13 protein-coding genes, 22 tRNA genes and 1 rRNA gene are annotated in these 17,793 nt (G+C 35.2%); 32 read left to right on the top strand and 4 right to left on the bottom strand.

The window, feature by feature from the left end:
• Nucleotides 1-79 precede the first annotated feature (79 nt).
• The 31 genes from rrf to AB1282_RS02100 all read left to right on the top strand — a co-directional run bounded on the left by rrf (nucleotide 80) and on the right by AB1282_RS02100 (nucleotide 13,735).
• Nucleotides 80-195, top strand: a 5S ribosomal RNA gene (rrf, locus tag AB1282_RS02250).
• Nucleotides 196-200: 5 nt separating this feature from the next.
• Nucleotides 201-276, top strand: a tRNA-Val gene (locus AB1282_RS02245).
• Nucleotides 277-279: 3 nt separating this feature from the next.
• Nucleotides 280-352: transfer RNA gene (locus AB1282_RS02240), tRNA-Thr, on the top strand.
• A gap of 8 nt (nucleotides 353-360) precedes the next feature.
• A tRNA-Lys gene (locus AB1282_RS02235) sits at nucleotides 361-436 on the top strand.
• 21 nt (nucleotides 437-457) lie between these two features.
• Nucleotides 458-540, top strand: a tRNA-Leu gene (locus tag AB1282_RS02230).
• A 22-nt stretch (nucleotides 541-562) separates the two neighbouring features.
• A tRNA-Gly gene (locus tag AB1282_RS02225) sits at nucleotides 563-637 on the top strand.
• An 8-nt stretch (nucleotides 638-645) separates the two neighbouring features.
• A tRNA-Leu gene (locus AB1282_RS02220) sits at nucleotides 646-732 on the top strand.
• Between the two features lie 12 nt (nucleotides 733-744).
• Nucleotides 745-821, top strand: a tRNA-Arg gene (locus AB1282_RS02215).
• 24 nt (nucleotides 822-845) lie between these two features.
• Nucleotides 846-922, top strand: a tRNA-Pro gene (locus tag AB1282_RS02210).
• Nucleotides 923-932: 10 nt separating this feature from the next.
• Nucleotides 933-1,005 (top strand) — tRNA-Ala (locus tag AB1282_RS02205).
• Between the two features lie 27 nt (nucleotides 1,006-1,032).
• Nucleotides 1,033-1,106 (top strand) — tRNA-Met (locus AB1282_RS02200).
• Nucleotides 1,107-1,115: 9 nt separating this feature from the next.
• Nucleotides 1,116-1,192, top strand: a tRNA-Ile gene (locus AB1282_RS02195).
• Between the two features lie 8 nt (nucleotides 1,193-1,200).
• Nucleotides 1,201-1,293: transfer RNA gene (locus AB1282_RS02190), tRNA-Ser, on the top strand.
• Between the two features lie 196 nt (nucleotides 1,294-1,489).
• Nucleotides 1,490-1,566 (top strand) — tRNA-Met (locus AB1282_RS02185).
• Between the two features lie 3 nt (nucleotides 1,567-1,569).
• Nucleotides 1,570-1,645, top strand: a tRNA-Asp gene (locus AB1282_RS02180).
• A gap of 8 nt (nucleotides 1,646-1,653) precedes the next feature.
• Nucleotides 1,654-1,729, top strand: a tRNA-Phe gene (locus AB1282_RS02175).
• 30 nt (nucleotides 1,730-1,759) lie between these two features.
• Nucleotides 1,760-1,832: transfer RNA gene (locus AB1282_RS02170), tRNA-Thr, on the top strand.
• 9 nt (nucleotides 1,833-1,841) lie between these two features.
• Nucleotides 1,842-1,917: transfer RNA gene (locus AB1282_RS02165), tRNA-His, on the top strand.
• Nucleotides 1,918-1,923: 6 nt separating this feature from the next.
• A tRNA-Gly gene (locus AB1282_RS02160) sits at nucleotides 1,924-1,994 on the top strand.
• A gap of 16 nt (nucleotides 1,995-2,010) precedes the next feature.
• Nucleotides 2,011-2,087 (top strand) — tRNA-Ile (locus AB1282_RS02155).
• 21 nt (nucleotides 2,088-2,108) lie between these two features.
• Nucleotides 2,109-2,183 (top strand) — tRNA-Asn (locus tag AB1282_RS02150).
• A 6-nt stretch (nucleotides 2,184-2,189) separates the two neighbouring features.
• Nucleotides 2,190-2,280: transfer RNA gene (locus AB1282_RS02145), tRNA-Ser, on the top strand.
• An 11-nt stretch (nucleotides 2,281-2,291) separates the two neighbouring features.
• Nucleotides 2,292-2,363, top strand: a tRNA-Glu gene (locus tag AB1282_RS02140).
• A 441-nt stretch (nucleotides 2,364-2,804) separates the two neighbouring features.
• On the top strand, nucleotides 2,805-3,359 hold the full coding sequence (locus tag AB1282_RS02135; protein ID WP_056473248.1) for a bifunctional transcriptional activator/DNA repair enzyme AdaA: 555 nt from the start codon (nucleotides 2,805-2,807) through the stop codon (nucleotides 3,357-3,359).
• A complete protein-coding gene (locus AB1282_RS02130) occupies nucleotides 3,356-4,255 on the top strand; it encodes a DMT family transporter (protein WP_056473250.1) in 900 nt (299 codons plus the stop codon). Before AB1282_RS02135 ends, AB1282_RS02130 begins: the two co-directional genes overlap by 4 nt.
• Nucleotides 4,256-4,941: 686 nt before the next feature.
• Nucleotides 4,942-6,873 carry a 1,4-alpha-glucan branching protein GlgB gene (glgB, locus tag AB1282_RS02125; protein WP_156339696.1) on the top strand — a complete coding sequence of 644 codons (1,932 nt, stop codon included), beginning with the start codon at nucleotides 4,942-4,944 and terminating at the stop codon, nucleotides 6,871-6,873.
• Entirely contained in the window at nucleotides 6,821-7,948 is a 1,128-nt protein-coding gene (locus tag AB1282_RS02120; RefSeq protein ID WP_056473255.1) for a glucose-1-phosphate adenylyltransferase, read from the top strand. The genes glgB and AB1282_RS02120 overlap by 53 nt, the downstream gene beginning before the upstream one ends.
• 48 nt (nucleotides 7,949-7,996) lie before the next feature.
• Complete coding sequence (locus AB1282_RS02115; protein ID WP_056473257.1) at nucleotides 7,997-9,016, top strand: sugar phosphate nucleotidyltransferase; 1,020 nt, start codon at nucleotides 7,997-7,999, stop codon at nucleotides 9,014-9,016.
• The gene (gene glgA, locus AB1282_RS02110) at nucleotides 9,010-10,443 is read left to right on the top strand and encodes a glycogen synthase GlgA (RefSeq protein ID WP_429898340.1); all 1,434 of its coding nucleotides are present in this window, start codon (nucleotides 9,010-9,012) and stop codon (nucleotides 10,441-10,443) included. The genes AB1282_RS02115 and glgA overlap by 7 nt, the downstream gene beginning before the upstream one ends.
• A 25-nt stretch (nucleotides 10,444-10,468) precedes the next feature.
• Complete coding sequence (locus tag AB1282_RS02105) at nucleotides 10,469-12,877, top strand: glycogen/starch/alpha-glucan phosphorylase (protein ID WP_390309557.1); 2,409 nt, start codon at nucleotides 10,469-10,471, stop codon at nucleotides 12,875-12,877.
• A gap of 63 nt (nucleotides 12,878-12,940) precedes the next feature.
• On the top strand, nucleotides 12,941-13,735 hold the full coding sequence (locus AB1282_RS02100) for a lipase family protein (protein ID WP_056473264.1): 795 nt from the start codon (nucleotides 12,941-12,943) through the stop codon (nucleotides 13,733-13,735).
• Nucleotides 13,736-13,821: 86 nt separating this feature from the next.
• Here AB1282_RS02100 and AB1282_RS02095 read toward each other — a convergent pair whose 3' ends face one another.
• Nucleotides 13,822-14,610: a TIGR00266 family protein gene (locus AB1282_RS02095; RefSeq protein ID WP_056473267.1), complete on the bottom strand. Its 789-nt coding sequence runs from the start codon at nucleotides 14,608-14,610 to the stop codon at nucleotides 13,822-13,824.
• A 474-nt stretch (nucleotides 14,611-15,084) separates the two neighbouring features.
• Here AB1282_RS02095 and AB1282_RS02090 point away from each other — a divergent pair, with 474 nt between their 5' ends.
• Nucleotides 15,085-15,285, top strand: coding sequence for a cold-shock protein (locus AB1282_RS02090; protein WP_056473269.1), 201 nt, complete (start codon nucleotides 15,085-15,087; stop codon nucleotides 15,283-15,285).
• 58 nt (nucleotides 15,286-15,343) lie between these two features.
• Here the strand turns inward: AB1282_RS02090 and AB1282_RS02085 are convergent, their stop codons facing one another.
• The 3 genes from AB1282_RS02085 to AB1282_RS02075 all read right to left on the bottom strand — a co-directional run bounded on the left by AB1282_RS02085 (nucleotide 15,344) and on the right by AB1282_RS02075 (nucleotide 17,689).
• Nucleotides 15,344-15,808: a TspO/MBR family protein gene (locus AB1282_RS02085; protein ID WP_429898339.1), complete on the bottom strand. Its 465-nt coding sequence runs from the start codon at nucleotides 15,806-15,808 to the stop codon at nucleotides 15,344-15,346.
• A gap of 108 nt (nucleotides 15,809-15,916) precedes the next feature.
• Nucleotides 15,917-16,666, bottom strand: coding sequence for a TraR/DksA C4-type zinc finger protein (locus AB1282_RS02080; protein ID WP_429898338.1), 750 nt, complete (start codon nucleotides 16,664-16,666; stop codon nucleotides 15,917-15,919).
• Between the two features lie 99 nt (nucleotides 16,667-16,765).
• Entirely contained in the window at nucleotides 16,766-17,689 is a 924-nt protein-coding gene (locus tag AB1282_RS02075) for a 1,4-dihydroxy-2-naphthoate polyprenyltransferase (protein ID WP_429898337.1), read from the bottom strand.
• Nucleotides 17,690-17,793 lie beyond the last annotated feature (104 nt).

Genomic DNA, 17,793 nt, shown 5'->3' with positions numbered 1-17,793 from the left:
TATTATAAAAAAAATCGAAGAAAGTTATTGACTTTTAAATGAAATTTGATATAATAATTAATGTCCTAAAGAAAATGAATCAAGTGATGATAGCGAAGAGGTCACACCCGTTCCCATACCGAACACGGCAGTTAAGCTCTTCAGCGTCGATGGTAGTTGGGGGTTTCCCCCTGTGAGAGTAGAACGTCGCTTGGTTTGATGGAGGATTAGCTCAGCTGGGAGAGCACCTGCCTTACAAGCAGGGGGTCGGCGGTTCGAGCCCGTCATCCTCCACCATATGCCGACTTAGCTCAATTGGTAGAGCAACTGACTTGTAATCAGTAGGTTGGGGGTTCAAGTCCTCTAGTCGGCACTCTTTATGAGCCATTAGCTCAGTAGGTAGAGCATCTGACTTTTAATCAGAGGGTCGAAGGTTCGAATCCTTCATGGCTCACCATTTTCTAAAAAGAAAATATTTGCGGGTGTGGCGGAATTGGCAGACGCGCTAGACTTAGGATCTAGTACTTCGGTGTGGGGGTTCGAGTCCCTTCACCCGCACCATTTATCTTGTTAAACAGTATATGCGGAAGTAGTTCAGTGGTAGAATACAACCTTGCCAAGGTTGGGGTCGCGGGTTCGAGCCCCGTCTTCCGCTCCATATATGCTGCCGGGGTGGTGGAATGGCAGACACACAGGACTTAAAATCCTGCGGGGGTTGACCCCGTGCCGGTTCGAGTCCGGCCCTCGGTACCATTTTTATAATATGCGCCCGTAGCTCAATTGGATAGAGCGTTTGACTACGGATCAAAAGGTTATGGGTTCGAGTCCTTTCGGGCGCGCCATATTGTTTCACCTGTAATTCTGAACGGGAAGTGGCTCAGCTTGGTAGAGCACCTGGTTTGGGACCAGGGGGTCGCAGGTTCAAATCCTGTCTTCCCGACCATTTAAAACATGGGGCCTTAGCTCAGCTGGGAGAGCGCCTGCCTTGCACGCAGGAGGTCAGCGGTTCGATCCCGCTAGGCTCCACTTGAAGAACTTAAATTAATTTATTATGGCGGTGTAGCTCAGCTGGCTAGAGCGTACGGTTCATACCCGTGAGGTCGTGGGTTCGACTCCCTCCGCCGCTACTTATTTAAGGACCTTTAGCTCAGCTGGTTAGAGCAGACGGCTCATAACCGTCCGGTCGTAGGTTCGAGTCCTACAAGGTCCACCACTTATAATGGAGTAATACCCAAGTCTGGCTGAAGGGATCGGTCTTGAAAACCGACAGGGGTGTAACAGCCCGCGGGGGTTCGAATCCCTCTTACTCCTCCATTTTTATTAAACTTTATATAAATGGAACTAACTTAGTTAGTATCCACATTATCGCGGGGTGGAGCACGAACGAATATGCTTCGAAGAAATTACTTCAGCATACCAATCGAGCTGCTACTTGCATAATCATCCTGAGATTGGGATGGTCTTAACAAAATAACTTTATTGGAACTATATTAAATAGTATCCACATTATCGCGGGGTGGAGCAGTCTGGTAGCTCGTCGGGCTCATAACCCGAAGGTCGCAGGTTCAAATCCTGTCCCCGCAACCAAATGGTCCCGTGGTGTAGCGGTTAACATGCCTGCCTGTCACGCAGGAGATCGCCGGTTCGATCCCGGTCGGGACCGCCATTTAAGTTGGCTCGGTAGCTCAGTCGGTAGAGCAGAGGACTGAAAATCCTCGTGTCGGCGGTTCGATTCCGTCCCGAGCCACCATCTTAAATAAAAAAATGATTATAATAATAAGCCGACTTAGCTCAATTGGTAGAGCAACTGACTTGTAATCAGTAGGTTGGGGGTTCAAGTCCTCTAGTCGGCACTCTTTATGGCGGTCGTGGCGAAGTGGTTAACGCATCGGATTGTGGTTCCGACACTCGTGGGTTCGATTCCCATCGGTCGCCCCATATTTTGCGGGTGTAGTTTAATGGTAAAATAGAAGCCTTCCAAGCTTCGGTCGTGGGTTCGATTCCCATCACCCGCTTTTTATAAAATTTAATGGGCCTATAGCTCAGCTGGTTAGAGCGCACGCCTGATAAGCGTGAGGTCGATGGTTCGAGTCCATTTAGGCCCACCATTAATTTTTATAATTAGTTTTTCCGCAGTAGCTCAGTGGTAGAGCACTCGGCTGTTAACCGAGTGGTCGTAGGTTCGAACCCTACCTGCGGAGCCATATGATAGAGAAGTACCCAAGTGGCTCAAGGGGCGCCCCTGCTAAGGGTGTAGATCGGGTAACCGGTGCGAGGGTTCGAATCCCTTCTTCTCTGCCATATTTTTTTTTGGCCCGTTGGTCAAGCGGTTAAGACACCGCCCTTTCACGGCGGTAACACGGGTTCGAGTCCCGTACGGGTCATAACTAAAGCTCAGTTATTTGTGATAACACAGGTAACTGAGTTTTTTATTTGTCTTTTTTAGGACTTTAGTGAACGACATTTAATTGAATACGCCTTTCTTCATATATTAGAGTGTTCTTCTTTCATTTTAGGATGTACAGGGAGGGAGCTCTTATAGTTGTAATATGTTTGCTGTCAATTTTACAAATAAAGTAATAGAAACAGCACATCGTAGTCCTAGCTCTCCACGGGTTTGCTATTCCTCTTTTCCATTATTCTTCATTTGGGTCACATATCCTTATTTTTCAATACTAATATCCTTTTCACTCATTTTAAATCTAAACATCATCAGTTGATCTATTAACTATTATCCTTCTTCTATAGAAATAGAAAGCAAGAAATTGAAAGCAAGCGCAATATCTTAGTGTTAAAATGTGAATAGCTAAAGATGAGGTGATTAAATGAACGGATTAAATAATGAGGTCATGTGGAATGCAGTTGAATCATGCGATGAAAACTACGATGGAGTGTTTATATATGCAGTTAAGTCCACTGGTATTTGTTGTAAACCTTCGTGTAAGTCAAGAACTCCATTAAAAGAAAATGTATCATATTATCCGTCATTTTCCTTGGCAATTAACGAAGGATACCGTCCATGTAAAAGGTGTCGCCCTGATTTACTTCACACAAATGAGGAGGATATTATTTTATCAGCTAAACATTTTATTGAAAAAGAATATCGAAATAGCTTAACATTGGATCGGTTAGCAAAGGAAGTGGGAGTAAGTAAATTTCACTTGCAAAGATTATTTAAAAAATCCACAGGTTTATCACCGTTAGAATACGCAACTAAGTTAAGAATGATAGAAGCTTTAGGATTGTTACAAGATACTGAGAAAACTATAACTGAAATAGCGCATAAACTTGGCTTTAAAAGCTCGGCACATTTTTCAAGCATGTTTCGTCATCATTTTCATAACACTCCAACCATATTCAGAAAGGGGTTAAATAAATGAAATTAAAAGATGGAATAGCTTTATTAAGCTTAGCTGCATTATGGGGAGCTTCATTTTTATTTATTCGAATAGCTTCACCAGTTTTTGGACCAATTTTAACAATACAAGGAAGAGTAACAATTGCTGCGTTCACCCTGGTGCTATATTTGGTCATTACTAAAAAGTCATTACACTTTAAAAAGAGATGGAGACAATATTTAATAATAGGGGCATTAAATGCAGCAATTCCATTTACATTAATTGCTACATCAGCATTGCATCTGACAGCCTCAATGTCATCCATTCTAAACTCTTTGACGCCATTATTTACAGCGCTTGTTGTCTTTTTATGGACGAAAGAAAAGTTGAGTATGCGAAAGTGGATTGGAATAATAGTGGGAGTAATAGGAGTGATTTTGTTAGTAGGGTGGAGTTCAATTCCGTTTACTTATGATGTTAAAATAGCAATTGGACTTGCAGTTTTGTCGACTATTTCATATGGACTTGCAGGTGTTTATGCAAAGAAAGCATTTGCTTCAGTGCCACCACTATCAATTGCAGCAGGTCAACAAATTGGTGCTGCAATTTTACTTTTACCTTTTACATTTTTAAATTTTACTGCATTTACAGATAAAATTTCGGGAGTTGCTATATTAGCAGTTCTAGGATTAGCATTATTTTGTACTGCTATAGCCTATTTATTGTACTTTTATCTTATCGAAAGTGTTGGGCCAACCAAAACATTAAGTGTTACTTTTTTAATTCCTGTGTTTGGAATGATCTGGGGAGTTCTTATTTTGAAAGAACATATTACATTAGGAATGTTGTTTGGTTTTCTTGTCATTTTATGTGGTGTATTTCTAATTTCAGATATTCGTTCACGTGTAGTATCATCAAGTAAACGAATGCAAGTTTAATAAGCAATTGAAGAATATGACAAAAAAGGATTTTCGTAAAAAACGAAGATCCTTTTTACTATATTACGATTGTTATTTAAGTGAGCTTAAAGTCAGTTCAGGAAAATAATGAAATTGACACGAGCTTTAGTAAGTTTGAAGTGAACCTATATAAATGGATCTCAATAATTTTTGTTGAATTGCCTCTAACGTAAGTCAGTTAATTTAATTACACTATTTTAATCAACATTTATATTTGCTTGGTCTTCCGTATTACGTATAAATTGAATTCGGTTTAGAGATTATTTTTAATTTTGCATCTGAATTTCCATAAAATATGTTGTTGATTTTTAAATATTTTCCCCAAAAAAATTCTTCTACTTAATTCGACAGTCTTCTACAAATCTTTTTAAATATAAAGTTTATATGAGATAAAAGTGTGAAATATGTATGAAATTTTATGAAAAATCAAATTTTTACAAATTGTAACAAGGGAATTTCAAAATACGATGTATAAATATACGTAAATATTCGTTCGACAAATTCGACATTTTTACGACAAGTGCAATAATGACAACGGTTTCATGAATGGTTATTCATTTTCGGAAAAAAGTTTTTGAATTTTTTTTGCATAAAAACAAGGTGAATATATATATTTGTAGAATATTAAGAGATAGAAGAATTTAAGAGATTGTAATGAGGTGAGGATGTTGCTTTTGACACGGCCAACTGAGTTTGATGTGCATTTATTCCATGAGGGAAGTTTATTCCATAGCCATGAATGCTTTGGGGCACATGTAGTAAAAAAAGGGAATAAAGTTGGAACTAATTTTACAGTGTGGGCTCCACATGCGAAAGGTGTCTCAGTTGTTGGGGACTTTAATAATTGGAATGGTTCTGAACATGAAATGGAAAAGTTGAACGATCAAGGGATTTGGACGATATATATCCCCGAAATTGGTCATGGGACGATATACAAGTATGAAATATCAACCAAACAGGGTGATGTTTTATTAAAAAGTGATCCTTTTGCTTTCTATAGTGAACTACGACCAAGCACAGCTTCGATCGTTTATGATCTTTCGGGATATAAATGGAAAGATGCAAAATATCGTAAGCAGAAATTTAAAAAGTCTGTATATGAAGAGCCAGTTTTGATTTATGAAGTACATTTAGGGTCTTGGAAAAAGAAGAAAAACGGTGATTTCTACACTTATGCAGAACTAGCGGCAGAACTAATTCCATATGTAAAAGATCATGGTTTTACACATATTGAAATACTACCATTAGTTGAACATCCATATGATCGTTCTTGGGGGTATCAAGGAGTAGGATATTTTTCATCTACTAGTCGATATGGAAATCCTCATGAGTTAATGAGCTTTATTGACGAATGCCACCAGCAAGGATTGGGAGTCATTATGGATTGGGTGCCTGGTCATTTTTGTAAGGATTCTCACGGATTATACATGTTTGATGGTGAACCGACATATGAATATGAAGGTTATGAAGCTAGAGAAAATGAAGTATGGGGAACAGCGAATTTTGACTTATCAAAACCAGAAGTAAAATCATTTCTTATTTCAAACGCCTTATATTGGATGGAATATTTTCATATTGATGGTTTCAGAGTAGACGCTGTTGCAAATATATTATATTGGAAAAATAGAAATGAAGAGAATCCTTTTGCAACTCACTTTTTAAGAAAATTAAATGAAGCGGTATTTGAACATGATCCACAAGTATTAATGATTGCAGAAGATTCTACTGATTGGCCATTAGTTACTGCACCTACATACGAAGGTGGATTAGGTTTTAATTTTAAGTGGAATATGGGTTGGATGAATGATGTTTTGACTTATATGGAGAAACACCCAACGGAAAGAAAGCATCATCATAATAAGATGACTTTCTCGTTTTTATATGCCTTCTCAGAAAATTTTGTTTTACCTTTTTCACATGATGAAGTAGTACATGGTAAGAAATCTTTGCTAAATAAAATGCCAGGTACATACGAGGAAAAGTTTGCTCAATTAAGGGTACTATTTGGTTATTATTTAGCTCATCCAGGTAAGAAGCTTTTGTTTATGGGAAGTGAATTTGGGCAATTTGATGAGTGGAAGGATTTAGAGCAAGTTGATTGGATGATTAAAGATTATGAATATCATTCCAAGATGAACAAATATTTCAAAGAGTTATTATCGATTTATAAAAAAAATAAATCACTTTATGAAGTTGATAATCATTGGGATGGATTTTCATGGATTGATGCAAATAATGCAGATCAAAGTGTATTTTCATTTATCCGAAAAGGAAAAAACAAAGAAGATTATGTCGTCGTAATCTGTAATTTTAGAGAAGTTTCCTATGACACATATCGAATTGGAGTACCAGCAAAGCAGCGATTTAAAGAATTGCTTTCAAGTGACTATGTACAATTTGGTGGCGATAGTAAAATAAATCGTTCTGCCATTGAATCAGAAGAAATACCATTTCATGGTTTACCATACAGTATTGAAATAGCATTACCTGCCTTTAGTTTTACAATCATACGTCCAGTTAAAATGCGAAAGGGGATTAGCAGCAATGGTTCAGAAAAAATGCGTAGCAATGTTACTAGCAGGGGGAAAAGGGAGTAGATTAAGTTCTTTAACAAAGGAACTAGCAAAACCAGCCGTGGCTTTCGGAGGTAAATATCGAATAATAGATTTTACTTTAAGTAATTGCACAAATTCAGGTATTGATACTGTTGGGGTGCTAACCCAATATCAACCACTAGTACTAAACTCATATATTGGTATAGGAAGTGCATGGGATTTAGATCGCTTAAATGGTGGGGTAACTGTTTTACCTCCATATTCAGAAGCATCTGGCGTTAAATGGTATACAGGTACTGCAAGTGCGATTTATCAAAATTTAAATTATATAAAGCAATATCAGCCTGAATATGTGTTGATTCTTTCAGGTGACCATATTTATAAGATGGATTATAGTAAAATGTTAGACTATCATGTTGAAAAAGAAGCAGATGTATCTATTTCAGTTATCGAAGTTCCGATTGATGAAGCTAGCCGTTTCGGGATTATGAATACAAATGATGAAATGGATATTATAGAATTTGAAGAAAAGCCTCAATATCCAAAGAGTAATTTAGCATCAATGGGAATTTATATTTTTAAATGGAATGTTTTAAAAGAGTTTTTAGAGATGGATGATCGCAATCCAGAATCAAGTAATGACTTTGGTAAAGACGTTATTCCACTATTATTAGAAGAAAAGAAAAAAGTAGTTGCATACCCTTTCAAAGGTTATTGGAAAGATGTTGGTACAGTAAAAAGCTTATGGGAAGCTAATATGGATTTGTTAAATGAGGATAGTGAACTAAATATATATGATCGTGATTGGCGCATATATTCAGTTAATCCGAACCAACCACCACAATATATTGCACCTACGGCAATCGTTGAAGACTCTCTAATTAATGAGGGGTGTGTAGTTGAAGGATTTATATCACATTCTGTATTATTCCAAGGAGTAACAATCGGAGAAGGCAGTATGATAAAAGATTCTGTCGTTATGCCAGGTTGTGTTATTGGAAAAGATGTTCGAATTGAAAGTGCAGTAGTAGCTCCTGGAATGGTTATTCCTGATGGAAGTCTTCTAGGTCCTGAGAAAGATTATGAAGAGGTAATTCTAGTTACAAGCGGAGAATAAGAGGTGGCTCATTCCTCAAATAGAAAAATAGATTGAGAGGGTTATTTGATGAAACATACTATGCTAGGAATAATTGAGGCGTCAACACATTTTGAATCTTTAAAGCCGTTAACACAGCATCGACCATTAGCAACACTTCCTTATGCAGGTCGATATCGTTTAATCGATTTTATGTTAAGTAATATGGTGAACTCAGGTATTACGAGTGTCGCTGTATTTCCTGATCAACCTTATCGATCAATTATTGATCACTTAGGCTCTGGTAAGCATTGGGACTTAAATCGTAAAAAGGATGGACTATTTATTTTTACGCCTGAGCCAACTGATGGAGCTTTTGGTACATTCGATTTCATCGAAAAGCATATTCAATTTTTACAACGTTCTACTCAAAAGTATGTAGTAGTAGCAAATACTTATACGATTTGTTCAGTGGATTTTAGACCAGTTTTAAAGAGACATATCGAAACAAATGCTCAAATTACTGAGTTAAAGCAGTTCGGTAAATCTTTAAATATCTATATCCTTGAAAAAGAGTTATTGTTAAAGCTTTTTGAAAACTTCCATGAAAAAGGCTATGAAACAATTATGGACGTTGTACGCGATCAAAATAATGAGGTTGATCTAAGTGCGTATGAAATACCTCAACAAGTTTCAATCATTCAAACAATTGAGGATTATTTCGAGCAAAGTATGAAATTATTAAATCCTGAGACATGGAATCAATTATTCTTAAAATCTTATCCTGTCTTTACTAAGGTTAAAGATGAGCCACCAACAAAATATTCAAAAGAAGCTATTGTAAAAAATTCAATTGTAGCTAATGGATGTGAAATTGAGGGAACGGTTGAAAATAGTATTATTTCAAGAGCTGTGAAAATTGGAAAAAATACAATTATTCGCAATTGTGTTGTTATGCAAAAATCAATCATTGGAGATAATTGTATATTAGATGGCGTTATTTTAGATAAAGATGTTCGAATTGAAGATGGTGTTGAAATAAAAGGAAGCTTAAGTGAGCCAGTAGTGCTTCAAAAAGGTTCAGTCCAAGGAGCGTTGATTCAGTGGTAAATGTTTTATATATTGTTTCAGAATGTGTACCATTTGTTAAATCGGGAGGGCTTGCAGATGTTGCAGGCGCTCTCCCGAAGTATTTAAATAAACTAAATATGAATGTAAGAGTAATGCTTCCATTCTACTCGTTAATTCCCGCTAAATATAGAGAAGAGGCTAAGCTAGTAAAAGAGCTTTCTATAAATCTAGGCTGGAGAAAACAGTATTGTGGTTTATTTGAATTGAAAGTAGAAGGAACAACCTATTATTTTATTGATAACGAATACTATTTCAATCGTGATAAGTTGTACGGTCATTTTGATGATGGTGAGCGTTTTGCATTCTTTTCTTTAGCTGCAATTGAATGTATTAAAGAATTAGACTTTAAACCAGATGTAATTCACTGTCACGACTGGCATACAGCAATGATCCCATTTTTCATGAAAGAGTATGGCGCATTAAAAGAGATTAATCCAAAAATGAAATCTGTTTTTACAATCCATAACCTTCAATTCCAAGGCGTATTTTCAAAAGCAGTAATGGACGATATGTTAGGTATTGATGAACAATATTTCCGCGATGACTATTTGAAATTTTACGATTGTATCAACTTTATGAAAGCTGGAATCATTTCAAGCGATTTCGTAACAACTGTTAGTCCAACTTATAAAGAAGAAATTAAGCATGAATTTTTTGGAGAGCAATTAGATGGACTATTACGTGAGCAAGATCACAAACTTTTTGGGATTGTAAACGGAATCGATGAAACAATTTATAATCCATCTACTGATCGAAAAATTTACTCTAATTTCGATGAATTTACCATCGAAAATAAGACAGAAAATAAATTGAAATTGCAGGAGTCACTTGCATTAAAAGTGGATGAAAATATTCCTATTATTGCAATGGTTTCCCGATTAACAAGTCAAAAAGGCATTGACCTCATTCAACACGTATTCCCTCAAATGATGGATCATAATGTCCAAGTAGTCATTTTAGGTTCTGGTGATGAAGAATTCGAGAACTTTTTTAAAGCAATGGAGCATAACTACTACGATAAAGTAAGAGCTTATATTGGATTTGATGAAGGCTTTGCTCATCAGATTTATGCAGGTGCAGATTTATTCCTTATGCCTTCTCTATTTGAGCCATGTGGACTAGGTCAGCTTATTGCGATGAAGTACGGGTGTGTTCCTATTGTAAGAGAGACTGGGGGGCTAAATGATACTGTCCAGTCATATAATGAAGAGACGAAGAGTGGAACTGGTTTTACTTTTAGTAACTATAATGCTCACGATATGCTTCACACAATTGAACGTGGATTGAGTATTTATGAGAATAAAAAACATTGGAAATCAGTCAGAAGGAATGCAATTAGAAGAGATTCAAGTTGGTTAAAATCTGCTAAAGAATATGCAAAACTATATATGCAGTCTTCAAAGTAAAAATCTTTTAGGGCGAGGTGATTCCATGTTTTCTAGTGTGGAGGAGTTTGAGTGGTGTTTTAAAGAGAAACTAGAAAGTATGCATGGAAAGAGTACTGCAGATAGCACTACTCAAGAGCAATTTCAAACACTTGGAACGATGATTCGCGAACATATAAGCGGTAATTGGTTAGGAACGAGTGAACAATACCGCTTAGAGCGAAAGAAACAAGTTTATTATTTATCAATTGAATTCTTATTAGGAAAGCTTTTGAAAAGTAATTTAATTCATCTAGGGCTTAGAGAGTTATGTGAATCTGGCCTCGAGAGATTAGGAATTTCTTTAAGTGATCTTGAGGAGTTTGAAAGTGATGCTGGACTTGGAAATGGTGGACTTGGACGATTAGCATCATGTTTTCTGGATTCGTTAGCATCACAAGACTTGCCAGGTCATGGATGTGGCATCCGCTACAAACATGGTCTATTTGACCAAAAAATTGTTGATGGATATCAAGTGGAGCTACCTGAGCAATGGCTGAAATACGGAAATGTTTGGGAAGTTAGAAGAGATGATGAAGCAATTGAAGTTTTATTCGGCGGGGAAGTAGAAGCATTTAATAATAAAAATCGGTTGGAATTCCGCCTTCATGATGCAGAAGCAATCACAGCGGTACCGTATGATTTACCGATTATTGGCTACCATACAAACACGGTAAATACATTGAGACTATGGAGTGCTGAAGCGTCTACTCATTCCTCAAATAAATCACTGATGAAATATAAGCGAGAGGCAGAAGCAGTTTCAGAATTCTTATATCCAGATGATACACATGATGAAGGAAAGATTTTACGTCTAAAACAGCAATATTTTTTAGTTTCTGCAAGTATTCAAAGAATAGTAGATTCATATAAGGAGCAGTATGGTAATATTCGTAAGCTTCATGAAGAAATTGCTATTCATGTAAATGATACACATCCAGTTTTAGCGATTCCAGAGTTAATGAGAATTTTAATTGATGTTGAAAAGTTATCCTGGGATGAAGCATGGGAAATTACAACTCAAACGATTTCATATACGAATCATACAACTTTATCAGAAGCACTTGAAAAATGGCGAGTTGATTTATTTAAGCCTTTATTGCCAAGAATTTATATGATTGTAGAAGAAATAAACGAAAGATATTGTAAAGAGCTTTGGAACAAATACCCTGGTGATTGGGATCGAATTGAACAAATGGCTATTATTGCTCATGGAGTCGTTAAAATGGCTCATTTAGCAATTGTAGGCAGTAAGAGCGTTAATGGGGTTGCTGAAATCCACACCGAAATTTTAAAACAAAGAGAAATGAAGCTTTTTTATGAGTATGAACCATTCAAGTTTAATAATAAAACAAATGGTATTACACATAGAAGATGGTTACTCCAATGTAATCCTGAGCTTAGTAGCTTAATAAATGATTCGATCGGAGACGGTTGGATACACGAACCAACTCAACTTGAGAATCTATTAGAATATCAAAATGACGATGCATTCTTATCGCAATTTATGGATGTAAAGAAAAAGAGAAAAGAAGTTCTCGAACATTATGTTCACTATACAAATGGAATTGCATTAGATACAGATTCAATCTTTGATATTCAAGTAAAAAGGATGCATGCATATAAAAGACAATTATTAAATGTTTTACATATCATGTATTTATATAATCGTTTGAAGGAAGATTCACATTTTAAAATGCATCCTAGAACCTTTATTTTTGGAGCAAAAGCATCTCCTGGCTACTACTTTGCTAAGAAAATCATTAAATTAATTCATTCAGTGGCTGATATTGTTAATAATGATCGCTATATAAGTCAATTTATTAAAGTGATTTTTATTGAAAATTATCGAGTTTCATTAGGTGAAATTATTTTTCCAGCAGCGGATGTTAGTGAACAAATTTCGACAGCAAGTAAAGAAGCTTCAGGTACTGGTAATATGAAATTTATGATGAACGGTGCTTTAACGCTTGGTACACTTGACGGTGCAAATATTGAAATTTTAAGAGAAGTTGGCGAGGAGAATATTTTTACATTCGGACTTACAGCTGACGAGGTATTAAATTATTACCAATATGGTGGATATAAAAGCAGTGATTATTACCATCATGATCTGCGAATAAAAAAAGCGTTAGATCAATTGCTTCACGGATTATTTCCGTTACCAAGAGAAGAATTTGAACCAATTTTTGATTCGCTCATGTCTTATAATGATGAGTATTTCTTACTTAGAGATTTCTCTTCATATGTGAAAGCGCATGAATGTATTAATAACACGTATCAAAATAAAAGGGATTGGGCTATAAAGAGTCTTAACAATGTTGCGAAATCAGGATTTTTTACGAGTGATCGCACGATTCGTCAATACGCATCAGAAATATGGAATATTCATCAAAGAACTTTACACCATTCTTAACCTCCTCTTAGATTATTAGGAGGTTTTTCATATCATGATGAAAAGCGAGAAAGGAGAGATACGTTGAAATTCCTTTCAGTTGACTATGATAAGGCCTTAGAATTATTACTTTGCATTGAACAGGCATATGCTCAGTTTGAGAATGATGGTAAATTTATGATTCCAGCAAGCTATTCATTAGTAGATACAATTAAAGCATGTGCAATTAGCGAGCTAGAATGGTTTGGCTATATTATTGAAAATGATGAATCCGTAAACATTGTGTTTCGAGGAACGAAATCAGATTTGGATTGGTTAGCTGATTTAAAAATTGATCAAGACTTATTTCCTTATGTGATGAACGGTGGGTGTGTCCATTCGGGGTTTCTATCAATTTATCAATCTTGTCGAGAAATGCTTTTAGAAATTGTGAAGGAAAAGGCTCTTTCAAAAAAAATATTCATAACGGGTCATAGCTTAGGTGGTTCATTGGCCACGTTATTAGGATATGAAATAGCAATGACTGGAATTTGTAACCCGAATGTCTATTCATTTGGCTCTCCTAAAGTAGGGAATATAAAGTTTAAAGAAAACTATGATGAAAATGTTAGGCATAGTTTAAGATTTGTAAATTTATATGACATGGTCCCTTTAAGCCCGCCCTTTAAAGTAGAAGTGAAGCCATTAAACATTTTTTTAGAATACGTTCAAGTGAAACATCCAATCACTTTTTCACTAAATAAAGGGTCTATTAAGAATAGTCACCTTCTATCGACTTATATTGAAGGCGTTAAAAAGATGCAGTCGGATTATGATTATACTCCAACCTTTACTTACAAAATACGTGAAGCAGAACCAGAAGAAGAGGAAGTAATCTAATGGTTAATAGAACAGAAAAAAACTAGTCAAGATTTCGTTGACTAGTTTTTGTATGTATACAAAAAATGCTTTTAAAGTAGTCTAAATTATTCTTTACCATCCAATAAATTACCAAGTCCACCTAATATACTACCTTCTTCTTTAGATGAATTTGGTAAGTATTGACCAATTCGAGAAGCTAATCTTGCTAAAGTTAATGATTGAACCCAAATTGTTCCAGGACCTTGTAATGTAGCGAAGAATAGACCTTCTCCTCCAAAAAGTGCAGTTTTTACATTTCCAACATATTCAATTTCATAATTAACATCACCAGTGAAGCCAACAATACATCCGGTATCGATTTTAACTTTTTCACCTGGCTGAAGTGTTTTTTGGTAAATTGAACCACCAGCATGCAAGAAAGCAAGACCATCACCTTCGAGTTTTTGCATGATAAAGCCCTCACCACCGAATAGACCGGTACTCAATTTCTTTCTAAACTCGATTCCAACTGAAGTTCCTTTTGCTGCTGCCAAGAAAGAATCTTTTTGACAAATGATTTTATTTCCATACTCATGTAAATCTAACGGTATAATTGTTCCAGGGTATGGAGCGGAGAAACTAACAGTTTTTAAAGAGCTTGAACGGTTTGTAAAACTAGTCATAAACAAGCTTTCACCTGTAACAAGGCGCTTACCTGCTCCGACCAATTTTCCAAATAATCCACCTGATTGCGTTGAACCGTCACCAAATATTGTTTCAAGTTCGATACCATCATCCATCATCATCATTGCTCCGGCTTCAGCAACCACGGTCTCTTTTGGATCAAGCTCTACTTGTACAAACTGCATATCATGGCCATGGATTTTATATGTAACTTCATGAGAATTTTTCATTTTTATTCCTCCTTTTAGTTTAACTATACAAATATTGTAATACTAAAATCTAGTTATTTAATAATAAAAAATTTGATAAATTATTACAGAATCCTCGATTATTTTGACTAATTAATGAGAAAATATACCATTTTTAAAGAAAGCTAGGTAGGCCAAATTGTATAAAAGATAAATATTAAGAATTATATAAAAAATTCTCTCAATTTAGCCCGAGTGTCATTGACGCTCTTTTTCAGATATGATATATTTAAGTTACTATTAACTGCATATTTATTTGAAGGTAAGAAATTAACGATACATTTGCACTACAAAATTTTTAGTAACGCTCATTTTTCTTTGTCTTGAAAAGAAGTTTTGACCACTTTCAATGTTGTAGCAATCCTTTAGCCGATTGGACAATGACGTTCTTTTTCTTTACCCCTCTTTTATGCACGCATTAATAGTGTATATATGTATTTTTAGGAGGTATTATCGATGGAATTCGGTAAAGTTAAATGGTTTAACAGCGAAAAAGGATTTGGATTCATCCAAACTGAAAGTGGAAACGACGTATTCGTACACTTCTCTGCAATTCAAGGCGAAGGTTTCAAAACTTTAGAAGAAGGTCAAGAAGTTCAATTCGAAATCATCGAAGGAAACCGTGGACCACAAGCAGCTAACGTAAACAAAAAATAATTTTTGTTATGTTCAAGGCATCCTTTTTTAGGATGCCTTTTTATATTAATCTAGAAATCTATCCATTTAGTACGTAGATATTGTAGTTTAAATAGGTTGCAAATAATGACCAAATAGAATAGGGAATGAGTAATACAAATGAAGTTTTTGAATGTTTGTAAGCGATGGTCGTTAAAAGAATTGCTGTAACAAAGACGAGTCCGCAGTCGATTGTAGCCATCAATAAATCTTTTTGTTTGAATTGAAAATAGCTAAACAACTGGTTAAATACATAATTAATAATAAATACAAAATAAAACCATTTTGCTTTTTTAAAGGATTTTCCTAAAGAAACGATTATACATACGCTTAAAGAAATAAAAGAATATAAGAATGCCCAAATGATTCCGATTGTTTTACCTGAAGGAGTATAGCTAGGTTTAATTAAATGACTATACCACTCGTAGTCGATTGGAAATAATATAGATGAAATAAAAAATAAACAGTATAAGGAGAAAAATAATACAATTAACTTAATATCCATAAAACCTCCTCAATTAAGTTGTCTTGATTAAGTATATGTATTTAATTTAAAAATATAAAAAAAACGACCACATTGTAGTAATCGTTTTTTAATAAAATTTCAACTCATTTAGTACTTTTCAATGTCTTTCACATCAATTTCAGATAATTCTCCGTTTAAAGCTTGTTCTTCGTAATCATCAAGATCTTGTTCATATTGTTCATGTTTTTTTGTAGGGTAGACAGTTTGATTTTTTCCGTAAATATCAGTACCGATAAAGTTTTCAAATTCTTCTACATAACCTACATTTTCATAGCTCTCAGTAAATGTGCTTCCATACTCCTCAATATTATTAAATTCAAAATCAGACGGTGTTTGAGAATTTCCGTATCTTTCAACATCTTGTAAAGCATCTTCGGCGTCATACATCATTGAGCGATCTTTAGGATCTCTACTAAATGGAGGGTTTAGTATTTCTTCCTCAACGGGACGATCGTATCTTATACTTGAACTTGAAATATGCTGATCATGAGTATGTTCGATCATCGCTTTTGCTGTAGGAAGAGCTTGTAACCGTTCAAACGGTATTTCTTCACCACTTACTTCACATATACCATATGTTCCATTTTCAATTTTTTCTAACGCTGCATTAACATCAATTAGTTCGTTTCTTAAATGCTCATGAAGTGAAATGTCCTTTTCACGTTCAAATAATTCAGTTCCTAAATCTCCTGGATGGTTGTCTGCAAGTGAAAGCTCATCAACAGAATCTCTAAGTGAGTATGGTGTAAAGGCTGGATCATTAAGTCTTTCTTCTATATGTTGTTTTTGTTTCAGTAATTCGTTTTTAAATGTTTGGATTTGTGATTGTGAAAGCATCATGCTCCCCCTTTTCAAAAAATGAATATGACTATCCATATTTTGTTCAAAAAGGAGGAAAACATGAATTAAGTTTTTTGAGGAATTGTTCTGTCTTAATTAGGAAAAAATATTTCCAATTATTAAGCCTATAACAAGAAGGAATCCCATTATAGTATTTGTTTTTGCTGTTGCTGCCATGGCTGGCATCATTTCCATTGGTTGAGTTTTACCTATAAATCCTTTTGTTGCTTTTATTGCAACAGGAATACTTATTAATGAAATAAGTGCAAAAGGTGTAATTAAATTCATGATAACAAATACAATAACTAAAGCATATGCAACGGCAAATAGTGAACCTATAAAGATAATTGCATTCTTTTTACCTAATAAGATAACAAGTGTTTTTCGTCCATTTTCCTTGTCATTATCTAGGTCACGAATATTGTTTGCTGTTAAAATTGCTCCAATTGTAATTGAAGTAGGAATAGAAAGTAAGATCACATTTGATGGTAAATTTCCAGCTTGAATATAGTAAGTAATACCAATAATTACAATTCCCATAAAAAAGCCCGCAACTAACTCACCAAATGGAGTGTATGCGATTGGAAGTGGTCCTCCAGTATAAAAATAAGCTGCTGCCATACAAATAAGTCCAATAACTGCTATCCACCAGCTACTTTGAATACAAATATAAATGCCTAGTAGAAGAGCGATACCAAAAAAAGTAAAAGCAAGATTTAAGACAGTTGAAGGTTTAATACCATCCCTTACGATTGCTCCTCCGATACCGACAGAACCTTCATGATCTAGCCCTCTTTTATAATCATAATATTCATTAATCATATTTGCAGCGGCTTGGATCAGTAAACTTGCAATAAGCATTGAAAGAAATAAAAGTAAATGAAATGAGTGATCTATGTGCGCTAACATTGTTCCAATCGCAACAGGAATGAACGCTGCGGTTAATGTATGTGGTCTTAATAAATTCCACCATGTTCTAAAACCTGTTGAGGAAGTTGGAGATTGAACAGTTGGTTGCATGTTAACATCCTCCTTTTTAATATTATTTGAAAATGTAGGTCATTTTACTTTAAAAAAGTATGGACGAACTTCATAAAATTGACAGTCTACATTCATCGTTGTAT

The organism is Gottfriedia sp. S16(2024), assembly GCF_050473765.1.
Lineage (GTDB): Bacteria > Bacillota > Bacilli > Bacillales > Bacillaceae_G > Gottfriedia.
This window is presented reverse-complemented; position numbering and strand designations above follow the sequence as displayed.